Source organism: Devosia elaeis, from assembly GCF_001650025.1.
Taxonomy (GTDB): domain Bacteria; phylum Pseudomonadota; class Alphaproteobacteria; order Rhizobiales; family Devosiaceae; genus Devosia; species Devosia elaeis.
This window is the reverse complement of the sequence record NZ_LVVY01000115.1, coordinates 1-17184: the sequence shown is the minus strand read 5'-3', so window position 1 is coordinate 17184 and position 17184 is coordinate 1. Positions and strand designations below refer to the sequence as shown.

General features: G+C 65.5%; 16 protein-coding genes and 1 riboswitch. Of the genes, 6 read left to right on the top strand and 10 right to left on the bottom strand.

Annotation, left to right across the window (positions count from 1 at the left end; genetic code table 11):
- The 3 genes from A3840_RS15130 to cobA are packed head-to-tail and all read right to left on the bottom strand — an operon-like array spanning nucleotide 1 to nucleotide 3586.
- Nucleotides 1–1458 (bottom strand): cobyric acid synthase, encoded by a 1458-nt coding sequence (locus A3840_RS15130; protein ID WP_109442339.1) that lies wholly within the window; start codon nucleotides 1456–1458, stop codon nucleotides 1–3.
- 6 nt (nucleotides 1459–1464) lie between these two features.
- Entirely contained in the window at nucleotides 1465–2760 is a 1296-nt protein-coding gene (locus tag A3840_RS15125; RefSeq protein ID WP_245676637.1) for a cobyrinic acid a,c-diamide synthase CobB, read from the bottom strand.
- Nucleotides 2747–3586, bottom strand: a complete 840-nt coding sequence (cobA, locus tag A3840_RS15120; protein WP_067458598.1) for a uroporphyrinogen-III C-methyltransferase — start codon at nucleotides 3584–3586, stop codon at nucleotides 2747–2749. Before cobA ends, A3840_RS15125 begins: the two co-directional genes overlap by 14 nt.
- 41 nt (nucleotides 3587–3627) lie before the next feature.
- Here cobA and A3840_RS15115 point away from each other — a divergent pair, with 41 nt between their 5' ends.
- Nucleotides 3628–4359, top strand: a complete 732-nt coding sequence (locus A3840_RS15115; protein WP_082903939.1) for a cobalt-precorrin-6A reductase — start codon at nucleotides 3628–3630, stop codon at nucleotides 4357–4359.
- Here the strand turns inward: A3840_RS15115 and A3840_RS15110 are convergent.
- On the bottom strand, nucleotides 4290–4760 hold the full coding sequence (locus A3840_RS15110; protein ID WP_067458593.1) for a cobalamin biosynthesis protein: 471 nt from the start codon (nucleotides 4758–4760) through the stop codon (nucleotides 4290–4292). The two genes, A3840_RS15115 and A3840_RS15110, sit on opposite strands and share 70 nt — an antisense overlap.
- 281 nt (nucleotides 4761–5041) lie before the next feature.
- On the opposite strand from A3840_RS15110, the gene A3840_RS15105 reads away from it, so the two are divergent.
- Together A3840_RS15105 and A3840_RS15100 are read left to right on the top strand one after the other, a co-directional pair.
- The gene (locus A3840_RS15105) at nucleotides 5042–5938 is read left to right on the top strand and encodes a cation diffusion facilitator family transporter (RefSeq protein ID WP_067458590.1); all 897 of its coding nucleotides are present in this window, start codon (nucleotides 5042–5044) and stop codon (nucleotides 5936–5938) included.
- 46 nt (nucleotides 5939–5984) lie between these two features.
- Nucleotides 5985–6449 carry a hypothetical protein gene (locus tag A3840_RS15100; RefSeq protein ID WP_131798344.1) on the top strand — a complete coding sequence of 155 codons (465 nt, stop codon included), beginning with the start codon at nucleotides 5985–5987 and terminating at the stop codon, nucleotides 6447–6449.
- Nucleotides 6450–6452: 3 nt separating this feature from the next.
- Here the strand turns inward: A3840_RS15100 and cobO are convergent, their stop codons facing one another.
- The 3 genes from cobO to cobW are packed head-to-tail and all read right to left on the bottom strand — an operon-like array spanning nucleotide 6453 to nucleotide 12644.
- On the bottom strand, nucleotides 6453–7061 hold the full coding sequence (gene cobO / locus A3840_RS15095) for a cob(I)yrinic acid a,c-diamide adenosyltransferase (RefSeq protein WP_109442340.1): 609 nt from the start codon (nucleotides 7059–7061) through the stop codon (nucleotides 6453–6455).
- A 29-nt stretch (nucleotides 7062–7090) separates the two neighbouring features.
- Nucleotides 7091–11566 carry a cobaltochelatase subunit CobN gene (gene cobN / locus A3840_RS15090; protein ID WP_067458581.1) on the bottom strand — a complete coding sequence of 1492 codons (4476 nt, stop codon included), beginning with the start codon at nucleotides 11564–11566 and terminating at the stop codon, nucleotides 7091–7093.
- Nucleotides 11567–11594: 28 nt separating this feature from the next.
- Nucleotides 11595–12644 carry a cobalamin biosynthesis protein CobW gene (cobW, locus tag A3840_RS15085; protein WP_067458578.1) on the bottom strand — a complete coding sequence of 350 codons (1050 nt, stop codon included), beginning with the start codon at nucleotides 12642–12644 and terminating at the stop codon, nucleotides 11595–11597.
- 110 nt (nucleotides 12645–12754) lie between these two features.
- A riboswitch (cobalamin riboswitch) is annotated at nucleotides 12755–12969 on the bottom strand.
- 73 nt (nucleotides 12970–13042) lie between these two features.
- On the opposite strand from cobW, the gene A3840_RS15080 reads away from it, so the two are divergent.
- Together A3840_RS15080 and A3840_RS15075 are read left to right on the top strand one after the other, a co-directional pair.
- Nucleotides 13043–13297, top strand: a complete 255-nt coding sequence (locus A3840_RS15080) for a DUF2164 domain-containing protein (protein WP_067458636.1) — start codon at nucleotides 13043–13045, stop codon at nucleotides 13295–13297.
- Between the two features lie 322 nt (nucleotides 13298–13619).
- Nucleotides 13620–13976, top strand: a complete 357-nt coding sequence (locus A3840_RS15075) for a DMT family protein (RefSeq protein ID WP_205633398.1) — start codon at nucleotides 13620–13622, stop codon at nucleotides 13974–13976.
- Between the two features lie 9 nt (nucleotides 13977–13985).
- Here the strand turns inward: A3840_RS15075 and A3840_RS15070 are convergent, their stop codons facing one another.
- Genes A3840_RS15070 through A3840_RS15060 form a run of 3 tightly spaced genes read right to left on the bottom strand, consistent with a single transcriptional unit; the run spans nucleotide 13986 to nucleotide 16019 of the window.
- The gene (locus tag A3840_RS15070) at nucleotides 13986–14399 is read right to left on the bottom strand and encodes a Fur family transcriptional regulator (RefSeq protein WP_067458575.1); all 414 of its coding nucleotides are present in this window, start codon (nucleotides 14397–14399) and stop codon (nucleotides 13986–13988) included.
- On the bottom strand, nucleotides 14389–15207 hold the full coding sequence (locus tag A3840_RS15065; RefSeq protein WP_067458573.1) for a metal ABC transporter permease: 819 nt from the start codon (nucleotides 15205–15207) through the stop codon (nucleotides 14389–14391). Before A3840_RS15065 ends, A3840_RS15070 begins: the two co-directional genes overlap by 11 nt.
- Before the next feature lie 26 nt (nucleotides 15208–15233).
- On the bottom strand, nucleotides 15234–16019 hold the full coding sequence (locus A3840_RS15060) for an ATP-binding cassette domain-containing protein (protein WP_082903936.1): 786 nt from the start codon (nucleotides 16017–16019) through the stop codon (nucleotides 15234–15236).
- Between the two features lie 156 nt (nucleotides 16020–16175).
- Here A3840_RS15060 and A3840_RS15055 point away from each other — a divergent pair, with 156 nt between their 5' ends.
- Nucleotides 16176–17126: a zinc ABC transporter substrate-binding protein gene (locus A3840_RS15055; RefSeq protein ID WP_067458570.1), complete on the top strand. Its 951-nt coding sequence runs from the start codon at nucleotides 16176–16178 to the stop codon at nucleotides 17124–17126.
- Nucleotides 17127–17184 lie beyond the last annotated feature (58 nt).

Here is a 17184-nt window from a genome sequence, read left to right as displayed (position 1 = left end):
TCAAACCTTAGACGGGATGGCGAGAGCCAGCAATTCGTCGATATCGAGATGTTTTTCAAGGTGTTCGGCCAGACCGTCCAGCACCTCTTCTATTTCCGCCTCGTAAGCGAGATCGGCGCTGGCGGCCTTGCCGAGAAAGGCGCGGCGGAAATCGTCGGCGGAGAAGAGGCCATGCAGATAAGTGCCCATGACCCGCCCATCGGCGCTGACGGCGCCTTCCGGCGCTGCGCCCACATGGGCAAAGGGTCGGGCCCGGTCGGCCCCCTCAGTGAGGCCCATATGCATGTGATAGCCGGTTAGCGGCTTGCCGCTCGCCACATGAATGGCCGCTTCGCTGCGCAATTGCTTGACCGGCGTGAGAACGGTGTGCAGGTCGAGCAGGCCGAGCCCCTCGCTGGTTCCCGGCGCGCCTTCTATGCCCTCCGGATCGGCAATGGTGCGGCCCAGCATCTGGTAGCCACCGCAAATACCCAGAACCAGGCCGCCGACGCGGTGATGGGCGCGGATATCGCCATCCCAGCCCTGTGCCTGCAAGGCGGCAAGATCGGCGCGTGTCGCCTTGGAGCCGGGCAGGAGGACGAGATCGGCCTGGCGCGGGATCGGCTCACCCGGCTGCACCAGGGTCAGGGTCACGCCGGGCTCGGCGCGCAGGGGATCGAGATCGTCGAAATTGGCGATGCGCGGCAGGCGGGGCACTGCGATGTGAAAGGCCCCCTGCCCGCCCGAATAATTGGCCAGCGCCAGGGCATCCTCGGCCGGCAGGCGGGCGGCCCGGTTGAAATGCGGCACCGGCCCCAAACAGGGCAAGCCGGTTCGCGTCTCGAGAAAGGCCTTGCCCGTCTCGAACAGGGCCGGATCGCCGAAGAACCTGTTGATGAGGCTGGCCCGGACCAGCTTCGCATCCTCGGGATCGATGACGGCGAGCGTGCCGACAATGGATGCGATGACGCCGCCGCGATGGATATCGCCGATCAGGACCACCGGTATGTCGGCGGCGCGGGCGAAGCCGAAATTGGCGATGTCGCCGGAGCGCAGGTTGACCTCGGAGGCGCTGCCGGCCCCCTCCACCAGCACATAATCGGCACTTTCGGAGAGGTCGCGAAACGCGTCGAGCACTTCGGGCAGCAATTGCGCCCGATCCGCCCAATATTGGCGGGCCGACAGGCTGGCGCGACGCCGGCCGCGCACCACGACCTGCGAGCCCGTTTCGCCTTCGGGCTTGAGCAGGACAGGGTTCATGGCGGTGACGGGCGCCCGGCGGGCGGCGCGGGCCTGCAAGGCCTGGGCGCGGCCGATCTCGCCGCCATCCTGGGTGATTGCGGCGTTGTTGCTCATGTTCTGCGGCTTGAAGGGCGCGACGGAAAGGCCCCGATTGCTGAGCGCGCGGCAGAGCCCCGCCACGATCAGCGACTTGCCCACATCCGAGCCGGTGCCCATGAACATCAATGCCTTGGCCATGGCTCTTTATGCCCCCGCGATCACATGGGCGTAAGACCCCATGACACGGCCCAGCACCGCCCCCATGGGCATCTGCCTTATGCACTCGGCATCGAGCGCTTCGAACAGCGGCGGCAGGCCCGATTGCTTGGCCGAGGAATAATGGAATTCATGCCCGTTCAATCCCTGCGGCCAGGGCAAGGGGCTGTCATGCAGCAGGCGGCGATAGCCGAGAACGCGCTTGGGGCGGTCGATGCGGGTGATTATGGGCAGAAGGCCCGCCATGGCATGGCTGGTTCCGTGGCTGTCGACCAATGCCTCGCCCAGCGCCATGAAGCCTCCGCATTCGCCATAGATCAGCGCATTCCGGTCGCGCGCTGCGCGCAGGCCGGCATGAAAAGAGGTGGCGGCGGCCAGCGCCGGCCCATGCAGTTCGGGATAGCCGCCGGGCAGGAAGATTGCATCGGCATGGTCGGCCGGCGCCTCGTCCGCCAGCGGCGAGAAGAAATGCAATTCGGCGCCGGCACTGCGCCAGCCATCGAGCAGATGCGGATAGAGAAAGGCGAAAGCCGAATCGCGGGCAATGGCGATGCGCTGGCCGAGGGGCGGCAGGGCGGCGGGAGGGGCGTCTGAAGCAGCGACTAGCGCGGCGAGGCTTTCGAGCGCCGCCAGATCGATGAAGTCGCCGATATTTTCAGCCGCCGCGTCGAGGAAGAGCGAAAAGCCATCGACCTCGTCCGGGAGGACCAGGCCGAGATGGCGTTCTGGCACGACCAGTTCGGCGCGGCGGGGGATCGCCCCGAGCAGCGGCAATCGCACCTGGGCCAGAGCTCTTGCCAGCATGCGCTCGTGCCGCGCCGAGGCCACCCGGTTGAGAACGATACCGGCAATGCGGACATCGGAGCGCCAATTGGCAAAGCCGGAGACAAGCGGCGCCACCGACTGGCTCTGCCTGTCCGCATCGACCACCAGGATGACCGGCAGGCCGAGATGGGCTGCCAGGTCGGCGGTCGAGCCATGGCCATCGGCCGAGGCATCGAAAAGTCCCATCACCCCTTCGACCAGCAGCAGATCGGCACCGGTGGCCTGCTGGGCGGCCAGGGCCCGAAGCTGGGCGGACGACATGGCCCAGGGATCGAGATTGACGGCGTCGCGCCCGGCGGCCCGGCCAAGGAAAACCGGATCGATATAATCGGGGCCGGTCTTGGCGGGGGCGACCACGCGGCCCGCGCGGCGGAGGGCCGCGAGCAGGCCCAGCGTCACCAATGTCTTGCCGGAGCCGGAGCGCGGGGCGGCGATGACCAGGCCCTTAGCCAAAGACATGTCTCCGCGCTTGTCCGACATACCAGTCGAGGCTTTTGCGATAGCGCGCCACCGGCCCGAGCACGACGATGGCCGGCGTCGGCAGGCCGGTCATGGCGCCGGCCTGGCCGAGACCGGTCTCGATCACGCTTTGCTCCGGGCTTGCGGCATGGGCGACAATGATCAGGGTCTCGTCCGGCTCCCGCCCGCTCTCGAGCAGGCGGGCGGCGATGACGGGCAAATGCTTGACGGCCATGAACATGACGATCACCGGTGCGGCCCTGGCGACGGCGGACCAATCGACGGCGCTCGGCACCGTGCCGGTTTCATCGTGTCCGGTGAGGAAGAGGACGGTGTGGTTGGCGTCGCGATGGGTGACCGGCAGGCCGGCATAGGCAAGCCCGCCCAGGCCCGCGGAAATGCCCGGCACGATGCGGAACGGAATGCCGGCGCGGGCCAGTTCGCCCGCCTCCTCGCCGCCCCGGCCGAACATGAAGGGATCGCCACCCTTGAGGCGCAGGACACGTTTGCCCTGCCGGGCCAGATCGATGAGGCTGATGGTGATGTCGGCCTGTTTCGGAGAGGGCTTGCCGCCCCGCTTGCCGGCATGGATACGTTGAATATGGTCCGGCGCCAGCGCCAGGATTTCGGGCGAGACGAGGGCGTCGTGCACGATGACGTCGGCCCGGCCCAGGGCGGAATAGGCCAGCAAGGTCAAAAGGCCCGGGCCGCCCGGTCCAGCGCCGACCAGCCAGACAGAGCCCGGCTCAAACGGCGGGAAATCCGCCTGCGCCAGGCGTTCGAAATGGCTATTTGTCACATTGGCCTCCGGGGCCTTGAGCGGCATGCGCCGGGCGGGCACATTGGCGCGGATGAATGGGCGGACCGATGAAAATCCTGATCCTGGGCGGAACGGCGGAAGCGCGGCAATTGGCGAGCCGCCTGGTGGCCCTCGGCCATGAGGTGACCAGTTCGCTGGCCGGACGCACGCAGGATCCCATCCTGCCCGAGGGCAATGTGCGGTCCGGCGGGTTTGGCGGCGTATCGGGATTGATCGCCTTTCTGCGCACGGAAGGCATCGAACGGCTGGTGGACGCGACCCATCCTTATGCCAGGACCATCTCGATGAATGCCGTGGCCGCGTCGGAGGCGAGCGGCGTGAAACTGGTGCGCTTCCTGCGGCCGGCCTGGGCGCCTCAAGCGGGGGAAAGCTGGATCATCGTGAACTCGGCCCGGGAGGCGGTCGCTGCCTTGCCGGCGGGCGCCAAAGTCTTGCTGACCACGGGCCATGCAGACCTGGAGACCTATCTCGAACGGCAGGATTGCTTCTTCCTGGTGCGGGTCATCGAAGCGCCCGGCTTTCCGCTGCCCGGCCATGCGGCGCTGATCCGCAGCCGGCCGCCTTATGGCCCGGAGGATGAGCGCAAGCTGATGAACCATCATGGCGTCACCCACCTGGTCACCAAGAATTCGGGCGGCAGCCAGACCCGGGCCAAGCTGGACGCGGCGCGGCAGGCCGGAATCAACGTCGTGATGATCGCCCGCCCCATCTACGGACCGGCGTTGGAAGTGGACAGCGTGGCGGCGGCGCTGGCGGCACTCGACATCGGCGCGCCATGAAGCGACAGGGCGCAGGTGGCATTGGCGCTGCGCCGCTTTTCCAGCAGCAGCGGGCCGAAGGCCAGGCACACCGCCTCGGCCACCGACGGCAGGCGCAGGTGCAACTCGACGCGGCGGGACGGATTGGGAACCGGCCGGTGCAGCATGGCTGCAGGCAGCGCCAGCACCGGAATATCGAGCAGAGAAGCGACCCTGCGCAGGGCGGGATGAGCGTGCTTGCCTTCCAGCGTCGCCAGCGCGGCCAATTGGCTCCGCTTCAGCTCCGCCTCGGCCAGCGCCGAATCCAGGAGGGTCAGAAGCTCTTCGACCGTGGCGGCCTCGCGCAGGCCCAACCCGGCCACGATGCCGGGCAATACCGGCTCCTGGCCGATCAGCCCCCTGCCCGTGCAATCGTCAATCATCTTCGCCTCGATCCTAACGAGGCAGCTCCGCTCAAAACCGGCTCAGCCCTGGCTTTGGTCCCGCGACTTGGTCGACCGCACCAGGCTCTGTTTCAGTTCCGTCATGGGAACGCTGCGCTTGGTCCGGTTCTAGGCGCGACAAAGCGCGTGGTCAATCAAAGGCTTGCGCCGGTCGGCGGCCATATCGGAATGCTTCTGAAAATCGTTTGCAAATACAAGAGGTTGCGGGTGCAGACGTCCTCCGCTATGGCAGGCTTTCAATACGGCTTGGAGGCCGGGCAATGGCCATCACCAACAAGACATTGGCGATCGCGGCGACGAGCCTGCTCATCGGACTGATCGTGCTGGGCCTCAAGGTGCTGGCCTGGTGGCTCACCGGATCGGTAGCGCTCTATTCGGACGCACTGGAATCGATCGTCAATGTCGTCACCGCCATCGTGGCCCTGATCGCGGTACGCCTGGCCCAGCGCCCCGCCGATGCCGCCCTGCCCTATGGCTATCACAAGGCCGAATATTTCTCGGCCGTGGTGGTCGGCGTCATGATCATCGTGGCCGCCATCCTGATCCTGCGCGAGGCCCTTTATGGCTTCCTCGAGCCGGAAATGCCCGAGGCCCCTGTGCAGGGCCTGGTCATCAGCGCCTTCGCCACCATCATTAATCTCGTCTGGGCCCAGGTCCTGATCCGGCAGGGGCGCAAGGCGCGCTCGCCGGCCATCGAGGCGGATGGCCAGCATCTGATGACCGACGTGGTGTCCACCGTCGGCGTCCTTGTCGGCCTGGCCCTGGTCTATCTCACCGGCTTTGCCCAACTCGACGCCATTCTTGCCGCGCTCGTGGCCCTCAACATCCTGTGGTCGGGCTGGGGCGTGATCCGGGACAGCGTCGGTGGGCTGATGGACGTGGCCGTGCCGCCGGATATCCAGAAGACCATCCGCGACGTCATCGCCAACAATGCCGATGGCGCCATAGAGGCGCATGACATCCGCACCCGGCAGGCCGGCAAGATGACCTTCATCGATTTCCACCTCGTGGTGCCCGGCGCCATGAGCGTGGACGACGCGCATTCGATCTGCGACGGCATCGAGGCCAAGCTGCGCGAAGCGGTGGATGACGCCCAGATCACCATCCATGTGGAGCCGGAGAACAAGGCCAAGCATGCCGGCATCGTGGTGCTGTGAAGCCATTGCCAATTCCTGCCGCGCTTGGCAGGCTATGATCATGCGCTTGACCCTGCTTCTGCTGGCTTTTCTGGTCGCCTCACCTGCCTATGGGCAGTACTGGGATTATTACGAGAATGCCCGGTTCGGCTATGGCATCGACGTGCCGCCCGACTATGTAGGCAATGGCGAAAGCGACAATGGCGATGGCCAGATGTTCTACAACCTTGAGGCCGAACAGGGGCTGACCGTCTGGGGCGGGCAAATGGCCGGCAGCCTGCAGGCGGAGGCGACGCTTGTGGCGGAAACACTGGCCGGCCAGGGCTGGACCATCACCGAGAGCGCCAGCACGCCGCAATGGTCGATGCTGGCCGCCATGCGGGACCATCGCGTCCTGGTGCAGCGCAGCATCCTGTTATGCGATGGCGCCAGCTATGCGGCGTTCCGCGCCGAGTTCAACATTCGCGACCAGAACGCCATGAGCGGCGTGTTGCAGGGGGTGTCGCGGTCCTTCGCGCCGATCGGCTGCTAGGCGCTAGAACTCGATGCCTTTCTGCGCCTTCACGCCGGCGCGGAAATGGTGCTTGATTTCGGTCATTTCCGTCACGAGGTCAGCGATTTCAATGAGTTCGTCCTTGGCATTGCGACCGGTGACGATGACATGCTTGTCCGCGGGCTTGGATTTGAGCACCTCGACCACCTCGTCCAGGGGCAGGTAATCGTAGCGCAGGCAGATATTGAGCTCGTCGAGCAGGACCATGTCATAGGCCGGGTCGGCGATCAGCGCCCTGACCTGGTCCCAGGCCTTGCGGGCGGCGGCCAGATCGCGCTGGCGGTCGGCGACGTCCCAGGTGAAACCCTCGCCCATGGCATTGATCGTCACCTGGTCGGGGAATTTGTCGAGCACGTCGCGTTCGCCCGTGTTCCAGACGCCCTTGACGAACTGCACCACACCGACCCGCATGCCATTGCCCAGGGCGCGGAAGACCATGCCGAAGGCGGCGGTGGACTTACCCTTGCCCTTGCCCGTATGGACGATGAGCAGGCCTTTTTCCTCGGTCTTGGTGGAGAGGATCTTGTCGCGCGCCGCCTTCTTTTTCTTCATCTTTTCAGCGTGATAGGCATCGCGCTCAGCTTCGGTCATCAGATCGGTCTTCTTGACGGGCTTGTCGGTCATGCATTGTCCTCCAGAAAGGCGAAAGCGGAATTGGAGCGCGGCGACCAGAGACCGCGCCGGCGGGCTTCATTGAATTTCGCGATCAGCTCATCATAGCCGAAGCGATTGGCATTGCTGATGAATTCGCGGACCTTATCGTCCTCGACAAAGGCTTCGAAGGCCAGGTCGAAATGATGGCTCTTCACCGCGCCGGTGGTGGCGGCGAAGGCGAACATGAAATCGAGCGTGGCGATGATCTCGAAGGCGCCGCGATAGCCGTGGCGCATCATGCCGGCGAGCCATTTCGGATTGACCACGCGCGCGCGCATGACATGGCTAATCTCTTGTTCCAGCGTGCGGATTTTTGGATTTTCCGGACGGGAATGGTCATTGTGATAAGCGGCGGGCTGTGCGCCGGCCAGGGTTTCCGCGGCGACGGAGAGACCGCCTTCGAACTGATAATAATTGTCCGAATCCAAGAGGTCGTGCTCGCGATTGTCCTGATTGTGGATCACGGCATCGATCTGCCCGAGCCGGGCGCGGAAGCGGTCTTCGAGCGGGGTGCCCTGGGCCTTGGCGCCATAGGCATATTGGCCCCAGGCCAGGACCTGGCGGGCGAGATCGGCCTTGTCGTTCCACTGGCCATTATCGATGAGCTGGCCAAGGCCTGCACCGTAAGCCCCTGGTTTGGAACCGAAAATCCGGGCACCGGCTGCGAGCGCGGCGTCGGTTTCGGACTTGCCTTCGGCCATCAGGCCGAGAGCTTCGGCGCGCATGCGGGCGGCGATGGGATTGTCGTCCTCGGGCTCGTCCAGGGTGCCGATGGCGCGGATGGCGCGGTCGAACAATGCGATCTGGGCGGGGAAGGCATCGCGGAAAAAGCCGGAAATTCTGAGGGTTACGTCGACCCGGGGGCGGGCCAGCTTTGCCAGGGGCACGATCTCGTAACCCGAAACGCGCAGCGAGCCGGGATCCCATATGGGGCGGGCGCCGATCAGGGCCATGGCTTGGGCGATGTCGTCGCCGCCGGTGCGCATATTGGCGGTGCCCCAGACCGAAAGGGCGGCCGATCTGAGATGATGGCCGTGGTCCTGGAGGTGACGGAGGACGAGGTTTTCGGCGGATTTTCTGCCGAGCTCCCAAGCACTTGGCGTGGGGACGGCGCGGGCGTCGATGGAGTAGAAATTGCGGCCGGTGGGCAGGACATCAAGACGGCCGCGCGAAGGCGCGCCGGAGGGGCCGGGGGCAATGAATTTGCCGTCCAGCGCATCGAGAAAGGCCTGCATCTCGGCGGGACCGGAGGCGGAAAGACGTGGCTTTACAATGGTTTCGACCGTTTGCAGCACTGCGTTGGTGGCCGGCCAATCGGCAGGACAGATTCGGGTGCCGTCCACCAGTTCGGCGGCTATTGCCTCAAGGTTAGCAACAAGGTCGCCAATGCGGCTATTGGTTGGCAGACTGTTGACGTTGACGCTGGTCATGGAGGCGAAAACGTCAGGCCCGCGCCATGGATCGGCGAAAACGGCGTTCAAGGGATCGAAACCGAGCTTCAAATCGTCGGCCAGGGCGCGGATGAGCGAGTTATCCCCGGGGGCATCGCCGCGTGGGACTCTGGCCAAAGCGACGGAAAGGTCTCTCGCCATCCCTCCCTCTGGCGATTGGCCGAAAACGTGCAAGCCATCGCGAATCTGGGCTTCCTTCAAATCGCAGAGGAAGTTGTCGATCCGGATCAGCGCCTCGGTCTCGTCCGGGGGCAGGCCGATATCCTGATCCAGGCGGCTGTCGCGGGTGAAATCGAGGATGCGCCGCTTGAGATCGGCCAGCCGGCGCCGATCCATGCCGGAGGCGGCGTAATATTCGTCGAGCAGGGCTTCGAGGTCCTTGAGCGGCCCATAGGTTTCGGCGCGGGTGAGCGGGGGCACCAGGTGGTCAATGATGACCGCGCCGGTGCGGCGCTTGGCCTGGGTGCCCTCGCCCGGATCGTTGACGATGAAGGGATAAAGGTGGGGCAATTGCCCCCAGAGGGCGTCGGGATAGCAATCGGCATCGAGCGCGGCCGATTTTCCCGGCAGCCATTCGAGGGTGCCATGCTTGCCGTTATGCACCATGGCATGGGCGCCGAATTCGTGACGCAGCCAGAGATAGGCGGCGACATAGGCATGGGGCGGCACCAGGGCCGGGTCGTGATAGCTCAGCGTCTCGTCGAGCTGGTAGCCGCGAGCCGGCTGGAGCAGGAGCACCACATTGCCGAAGCGGTGGGCGGGGAGATGGAAGGCCTCGTCGCGGATGAAGGGATCGGTCGCCGGATCGCCCCAGCGCGCGGTGATGGCGGCGCGGGTTTCTTCGGGGAGGGTGTCGAAGAGGGCCTGGTAGCGGGCGAGCGGAAGAATGGCAGCGGATTGTCCGCGCTGAGGGGCGGCGTTGGTGGGACCGGATTGCAATAAATCAATCAGGTCCTTCGACGATCTCGGAAAGAAGGATGGCGCAGAACCCCCACCCCAACCCCTCCCCTCAAGGGGGAGGGGCTTTGGTCCAGTGGCTGGCACAGACGTCTCATCAAGGACCGATCGTTCCCCTCCCCCTTGAGGGGAGGGGTTAGGGGTGGGGGTTCGAATGTCTCCGACAGACTGGGAGACTTGAAGCCAAACACCCTCCAAATTCTGGAGGTCACGATTGGCCATGCGCAAGATGCGGTAGCCGGCGTCGCGAAGAAAGGCGTCGCGCTTGGCGTCATATCGTTGAGCTTGTTCGCTGCCGTGCGTATCCCCATCAAGCTCGATGATCAATTTGGCGCGGTGAGAGGCAAAATCGGCAAAATAGGGACCGATGGGGACCTGCCGGCGGAAATGGGCTTCCGGGAAGGCCTCGCGCAGGAGGCGCCAGAGCGCGCGTTCTGGCTGTGGTGGATTGGACCGCAACGTGCGGGCGCGTTCAATGTTCTTTGTGATGCGCGCGAGGCGGGAATTGGTGAAGCCGGTGGCCGGGCCGGACCACACGGCAGCGTTTGCGGAGGGTGCAGAACCCCCACCCCTAGCCCCTCCCCTCAAGGGGGAGGGGGACTGGGTCAGCGTGTACCCTGCCCGCTCCAGCTCAATCAGCATCCGGACCGTGCTTTGGGGAGCGTCGTAGCCGACGCCGTTGGCGAGGCGGCCGTCGCGGATGGGGTAATTGGCGAGGATGATGGCGATGCGGCGGTCGGCGCGGGGGGTGGCGCGGAGGCGGGCCCAGTTGGCGGCGAGGGCGACGGCGCGGGCAATGCCCTCGGGCTCGGGCTCATAGGCCGAGAGCGGGCATTGGGTGCGCTCATGCCAGACGGCGTCGGCCTTGTGGCCGACAAGCAGGCCGCCAATGCGGCCATCGACCTCGGGCATGACCAGATACATGGCCATGTCCTTGGACGAAAGGCCCTGCGGATCGGCCAGCCATTGGGCCCTGGAGCGACCGGACTGGATGAGCTGGATCACCGGGGCATCGGTGCCGGCAAAGGGATTGGCCGCCGCGTCGAGATCGGCGACACCGAGGGCGAAGGCGGTGAGATTGAAGATGGCGGCGGGCGGGAAGGCCGCCAGAACCTCCTGCACGAAGCCGATGCAGGCGGCTTCCTTGAGGGAGGAAACCATGATGGGCACCGGGGCGAGGCCACGGGATTCCAGTTCGGCGACCAGGGCTTCGAGCGTGGCGGTACCGGCGCCTTCGAGGGCGGCGCGGTAGAAGAGGATGGGGATGTATGGCGTTTCTGCTGCGGCATCCCCCTCACCGACTCGGCCTTCGGCCGAGCCACCTCTCCCCGAGGGGGAGAGAAATTGGGCATCGCGTTCGCTGTTGTTCTTCTCCTCCTCGGGGAGAAGGTGCAGCGCTGACAGGCCGGCCTGGTCGGTGAGGCCGGTTTTGGGGTGCCAGAGGCCGAAGCGGGGGAAGGGTTGGAGGGTAAGCTGAAGGACCCCCTCCCCAGCTTCGCTACGGCCCGTCGGGCCGAGCTGCGCTACCCTCCCCTCAAGGGGGAGGGTGGGCAGGAGTGATAGATCGCGGAACGCGTTCAGAATCGCGTCGGCGTTTTCGGGGCCGCCGGCGACGAAGAGGCGGTGGAGGCGGGACCAGTCATCGGGGTGGATGGTGGAGCGGTCGCGCAGGATGGGATCGGGATTGGCATCGCCGGGCAGGAGGACGAGGGGGATATTGCGATTGGCGCAGAGGGCGGCGAGTTCATCGACGCCGTACTGGAAATAGGCCATGCCGCCGATGAGGCGCAGGACGACGAGCCGCGCCTCGGCCACGGTCTTTTCCAGCCACATATCGACCGAGAGATTGTTGGCGAGGCGCAGGATATTGGCCAGGCGCAGCGCGTCCTCTCCCGCCCGGTCGGCAGCGGCGGCGAGCATGGCCAATTCGCTGTCGGCGGAGGAGGCGAAGATATAGGCGCCCGGGGTCTGGGCGAGGTCGATGGCCTCGCCCTCCTGCTGGATGGCACCGGCCTGGGCGGAAAGCAGATGCATCAGGGCCTCCGGCTCAATGGCAGGGCGGTCACGCCGCCGCCCGTTCCAGGCTCCGGGTGATGGCGGCGCGGTCCAGGGGCTGTTCGCCGATGACGACCAGGGCCGTCACCTTGTCCTCGCCGGGCTTCCAGGGGCGATCGAAATAGGCGGTGACGCGGGGGCCGACGGCCTGGATGGCCAGGCGCGCGGCCGCGCCGGGTATGGCGGCGAACCCCTTGAGGCGCAGGACATCGTGGCTGCGGATCGTGTCCTCGATAATGGCGAGCAGGTCGTCCTTGCCCCGGATGGCGGCAAGGCTCAGCGAGAAGCTGTCGAAATCGTCGTGCTCATGGGTTTCCCCACCATGTTCGAGCTCGTGATGGCTGGGGCGGTTGGCGATATCGGCCTCGCTTTCCATGCCCATGCCGAGCAGGGCCGCGACATCGACATGGCCATTGGCGGCGCGGATCACACCGACGCCGGGGCGCAGCTCGGCGCGGATATTGGCCTCGACCTTTTCGAGGGTGGCGGCATCGACCAGGTCGGTCTTGTTGATGACGATCATGTCGGCGGCGGAAAGCTGATCCTCGAAGAGTTCGCCCAAGGGAGTTTCGTGATCGAGCATTTCATCCTGGCGGCGCTGCGCATCCACGGCCGCCTCGTCGCTGGCGAAGCGCCCCTCGGCCAGGGCGGCGGCATCGGCAATGGTGACCACGCCGTCGATGGTGACCTGGGCCTTGATCTCGGGCCAGTTGAAGGCGCGGATCAGCGGCTGGGGCAAAGCCAGGCCGGAGGTTTCGATGACGATATGATCGAACTTCTCCTCGCGGGCCAGCAGGGCCTGCATGGTGGGGATGAATTCGTCGGCCACGGTGCAGCAGATGCAGCCATTGGACAATTCCACCATGTCCTCCTCGCGGCAGGTTTCGTCGCCGCAGCCGGCCAGGATGTCCTTGTCCACGCCCAGATCGCCGAATTCGTTGATGATCAAAGCGATGCGCTTGCCCTTGGGGGCATGGGCCAGCATGTGGCGCACAAGGGTGGTCTTGCCGGCGCCGAGAAAGCCGGTGATGACGGTGGTGGGGATCTTGGTGGTCATGGGAAGCGCTCGCCTTCATGCATCAGGGGCGGAACGAAGAGCGCGCGCAATGGCCATGGAACGGCCTGCACTGCCCCACCGTCCACCCGACAGCGTCAACAGAAAGGGCTGGGCGCCCTCATGTGCCGGCAGGTCTCCTGGCTCGCGGTGAATGCAGCGCCCCCGCCTTCCCGCGCCCGAGGACGCAGTGGCTTATCGAGAGCGCCCACCGCTTACAGTTGCGGGGGCAGCCACGGATTTGGTCCCTGATGGGTACGCCGCACCGTGTTCCCTTTTGATCCCGCCAGGCCTCTGCCTGAAGGGAACCGTCACGACACCAGCCTTACGCCCTCGGCCATGGGCGGGTCAATATTGGGCGGGGCCCGACTCGGGCTATGAGCGGCATAAAGGAGATTGCCATGAAAAAGATCACGTTCAGCCGCGAGGAAACCAAGGCCATCGTGGGGGACATCCAGGATTATTTCCGCGAGGAACTGGATTTGACGATCGGAGCCATTCCCGCCGAGATGCTGATGGCCTTCTTCGCCGAGAAGATGGGCGGCTACTTCTACAATCGCGGGCTCTATGACGCCCAGGCGCTGGTGCGCAAGAAGATCGACGATGTCAGCGACGAAATCTTCTCGCTGGAGCAGCCGACCAAGCATGCGCGGTGAAGGGGGATGCCCTCGGGGCGAGCCCGAGGGTTCTTCATTCAGCGATTGTAGCTGATGGCGGCCGGCAGGACGGAACCTCAACCCCGCAAACGCCCTCGGGTCAAGCCCGAGGGTGACGAGCGGTGGGGTGGAGGGTGACGCGGTCGGGCGGAAGGTGACGGGTGGTGGGGAGGAGGGTGACGACCTGCGGGTGGAGTGACGCGGCGGTGGGTTGGCGGGTGGCGATCCGTGGGTGAGGCGGTGGGTGGGGCGTGGCGGTTTCCCGCTTCCGCGGCGCGGGACTTGGGGATATGGAGGAGCGCTGCACCCTCAGGAGGAAGCCTTGGGCTTCAATCTTCCGACCCTGGCCCCGATCGGGCTGCTCGTCGCCTCCAATATCTTCATGACCTTTGCCTGGTACTGGCACCTCAAATTCCACGGCGCGGCGCTGTGGATGGTGGTGCTGATCAGCTGGGGCATCGCCTTTTTCGAATATTGGCTGGCCATTCCGGCCAATCGCATCGGCTACCAGGTCTATTCGGCGGCCGAGCTGAAGACGATCCAGGAAGTGATCTCGCTTACCGCCTTCGCGCTGTTCGCGGTGTTCTACCTGGGCGAGAAGCTGACGCTGAACCATGCCCTGGGCTTCGCCCTGATCGGGCTGGGCGCGTTCTTCATCTTCAAAGGGCCGCTGAAATAGGGCGGCGATCTATGCCGCCTGGAGGCAGGCGGCGCATTTGCCGCGGATTTCCATGGTGGTGCGCTCGACCTTGAAGCCTTCGCGGGCGGCCCAGCCGCCCAGGCGCTCCTCAATCACCGCATCGGCGAATTCATCGACCTTGCCGCAGCCTTCGCAGATGGCGAAGGCGATGAGGCCCTTGCGGTGGCAATGGGCATCGGCGCAGGCCACGAAGGCATTGAGCGATTCGAGACGGTGGGCCAGGCCGCGTTCCACCAGCTTGTCGAGCGCCCGATAGACCTGCAGGGGGGCGCGCAGACCGTCGCCGCGCAGCCTGTCGAGAATGTCATAGGCCGAAAGCGGGGCCGGCGCATGGTTGAGCGCGCCCAGCACCAATTCCTGGTTGCGGGTCAAATCGGCCGGCATTGCGTGCTCATGTGCCATTCTGCTCTCTCCTGCCAAACAATCGCGCCGTCGGCACCGCCAGCGACACAAGGAAGATCGCCAGCGCCATCACCACGATGGAGGGTCCCGAAGCGGTATCCCAGCTGCGCGACCCAAACAAGCCGCCCACCACCGCCACAGCGCCCAGCAGCGCGGCGATCACCGCCATCATTTCGGGGGTGGCGCTCAGCCGCCGGGCCGTGGCGGCGGGGATGATCAGCAGCGAGGTGATGAGCAGAACGCCCACCAGCTTCATGGCGATGGCGATCACCAGGGCCATGAGCAGCATGAGCACGATGCGGCTCGCCTCGGGGCGCAGGCCTTCGGCCTCGGCCAGTTCGGGGCTCACCGTCGCCGCCAGCAGCGGCCGCCAATTGAGCGCGAGGATGGCCAGGATGGCCAGGCCCCCGCCATAGATGACGACGATATCGTCCACCGAGACGGCGAGGATATCGCCGAACAGGAAGCCCATGAGATCGATGCGCACCTGGGTGAGGAAGCCGACGATGACCAGGCCCACGGCCAGGCTCGAATGGCTGAGAATGCCCAGAAGCGCGTCGGTGGAGAGCGTGTTCTGCCGTTGCAGCAGCAGCAGCGCCCCGGCGACCAGGGCGGCCACGGCGAAGACGCCCAGGGTCATGTTGACCGAGAGCAGGATCGACAGGGCCACGCCCAGCAGCGCAGAATGGGCCATGGTATCGCCGAAATAGGCCATGCGCCGCCAGACCACGAAACAGCCCAAAGGCCCGGTGACGGCGGCAAGGCCGATGCCGGCGACGAGGGCGCGGGAGAAGAAATCAGAGAGCATGCAATGGCTCCCCGGGACGCTGGAGCTCAATGCCCATGATGATGGCCCTCATGTTGGTGATGCTCGGCCCCGACCACGCAGCCATCGTCGTGATGCTCATGGTCGTGGTGGTGTTGATAAATGGCCAGCCCGGCGCGGGCGCCGAACAGGCGCAGATATTCCGGGCTCTGCTTCACCGCGCCCGGCGTGCCCCGGCAGCAGACATGGCCATTGAGGCAGAGCACGGTGTCGGTCTCGGCCATGACCACGTGCAGGTCATGGGAAATCATCAGCACGCCGGCGCGGGTATCGTCGCGAATCTGGCGGATCAATTGATAGAGCGCGATCTCGCCGGAAAAATCGACGCCCTGGACCGGTTCGTCCAGCACCAGCAGGTCCGGCTTGCGGATCATGGCGCGGGCGAAGAGCACGCGCTGGAATTCACCGCCCGACAATTCCTGCACCGCCGCCTTGCGCAGATGGGCGGCGCCCACCGCTTCGAGCGCGGCGGCGATCTCGCCATCGGCATAGCGCCCGGTCAGCGTCATCAGGCGCTCGACATTGAGCGGCAGGGTCCAGTCGATGGACAATTTCTGCGGCACATAGCCGATCCTGAGGCCGGGCTTGCGCGTCACCCGGCCCATGCTGGGCTTCAGCACGCCGGTGGCCATCTTGGCGGTGGTGGACTTGCCCGAGCCATTGGGCCCGATCAGGGTGACGATCTCGCCGCGCCCGATGGTCAGGTCCACGCCCTCCACCAGCGTCCGCCCGCCCCGGCGGATGCCGGCCCCGGACAGCGTGATCAATGTTTCCTTGTCTTTATGGTCGTGCATCGGCTCTTCGGCTCTCGGGGGACGGCGGGGCGATGGGCGCAGCCCGATTTCCACAACCCGTCTTGACGTCTTTCAGTACGTTATAGCATAACACCGTCGCAAGCGTAATAACATAACATATCGCTTCCGCCCCTCCCTTTGCCAAGAGGCCAGACGATGCAGAAATTGACCCTCCCCCTTGCCGCCTTTTCCACGCTGCTGCTCACCGGCACCACCCTGGCGGCGCCCGATGTCGTCGCCTCGACCAAGCCGCTGCATTCGCTGGTCTCGGCGGTGATGGGCGATGTCGCCACGCCCGGTCTGATCGTCAAGGGCAGCGCCTCGCCGCATAATTATTCGCTCCGCCCCTCCGACGCCGCGGCGCTGGAAAGCGCCGATATCGTGTTCTGGACCGGGCACGGCATGGAGCTCTTCCTCGCCGATGCGCTCGACACCCTCTCCACCAATGCCCGGGTGGTGGAACTGGCCGAGGCGCCGGGCATCGCCCTGCTGCCCGTGCGCGAAGGCGGCGCCTTCGAGGCCCATTCCCATGGCGACGATCACGACCATGACCATGACCATGACCATGACCATGATCATGGCCATGGCCACGACGAAGGCGACATGCATTTCTGGCTCGATCCGGAAAATGCCAAGCTGATGGTGACCGAGATCGCAGCCGTGCTGGGCGCGGCCGATCCGGACAATGCCGCGACCTACCAGGCCAATGCGGAAGCCGAACTGGTGCGCCTCGACGCGCTGACCGAGGAGCTCGGTGAGACGCTGGCCGCGGTGGAAGGCAAGCCCTTCATCGTCTTTCACGACGCCTATCAATATTTCGAAACCCGCTTCGGCCTCGAAGTGGCCGGCACGGTGACGGTTTCGCCTGAGGCCATGCCGGGCGCCGCCCGCATCGATGAATTGCGCGCCAAGGTGGCCGAACTGGGGGCAACCTGCGTCTTCGCCGAGCCCAATTTCGAGCCGGCCATCGTCCGCACCATCGTCGAGGGCACCGAAGCCAAGGCCGGCGTACTCGACCCCGAAGGCGCCGCGCTGACCGAAGGCCCCGATCTCTACCTGGAGCTGCTGCGCGGCCTGGCCAACGGCCTCGTGGACTGCCTGGGCTAGGTCCTGCGCGGAAAAATCGGCCCTCGGGTCAAGCAACTGTGGATTGTTTGATGATGGC

Bases quoted from the DNA above. Each gene is read 5' to 3' on its own strand.
- A3840_RS15130 (WP_109442339.1), bottom strand. From the start codon at position 1,458: ATGGCCAAGGCATTGATGTTCATGGGCACCGGCTCGGATGTGGGCAAG.
- A3840_RS15125 (WP_245676637.1), bottom strand. From the start codon at position 2,760: ATGTCTTTGGCTAAGGGCCTGGTCATCGCCGCCCCGCGCTCCGGCTCC.
- cobA (WP_067458598.1), bottom strand. From the start codon at position 3,586: ATGCCGCTCAAGGCCCCGGAGGCCAATGTGACAAATAGCCATTTCGAA.
- A3840_RS15115 (WP_082903939.1), top strand. From the start codon at position 3,628: ATGAAAATCCTGATCCTGGGCGGAACGGCGGAAGCGCGGCAATTGGCG.
- A3840_RS15110 (WP_067458593.1), bottom strand. From the start codon at position 4,760: ATGATTGACGATTGCACGGGCAGGGGGCTGATCGGCCAGGAGCCGGTA.
- A3840_RS15105 (WP_067458590.1), top strand. From the start codon at position 5,042: ATGGCCATCACCAACAAGACATTGGCGATCGCGGCGACGAGCCTGCTC.
- cobO (WP_109442340.1), bottom strand. From the start codon at position 7,061: ATGACCGAAGCTGAGCGCGATGCCTATCACGCTGAAAAGATGAAGAAA.
- cobN (WP_067458581.1), bottom strand. From the start codon at position 11,566: ATGCATCTGCTTTCCGCCCAGGCCGGTGCCATCCAGCAGGAGGGCGAG.
- cobW (WP_067458578.1), bottom strand. From the start codon at position 12,644: ATGACCACCAAGATCCCCACCACCGTCATCACCGGCTTTCTCGGCGCC.
- A3840_RS15080 (WP_067458636.1), top strand. From the start codon at position 13,043: ATGAAAAAGATCACGTTCAGCCGCGAGGAAACCAAGGCCATCGTGGGG.
- A3840_RS15070 (WP_067458575.1), bottom strand. From the start codon at position 14,399: ATGGCACATGAGCACGCAATGCCGGCCGATTTGACCCGCAACCAGGAA.
- A3840_RS15065 (WP_067458573.1), bottom strand. From the start codon at position 15,207: ATGCTCTCTGATTTCTTCTCCCGCGCCCTCGTCGCCGGCATCGGCCTT.
- A3840_RS15060 (WP_082903936.1), bottom strand. From the start codon at position 16,019: ATGCACGACCATAAAGACAAGGAAACATTGATCACGCTGTCCGGGGCC.
- A3840_RS15055 (WP_067458570.1), top strand. From the start codon at position 16,176: ATGCAGAAATTGACCCTCCCCCTTGCCGCCTTTTCCACGCTGCTGCTC.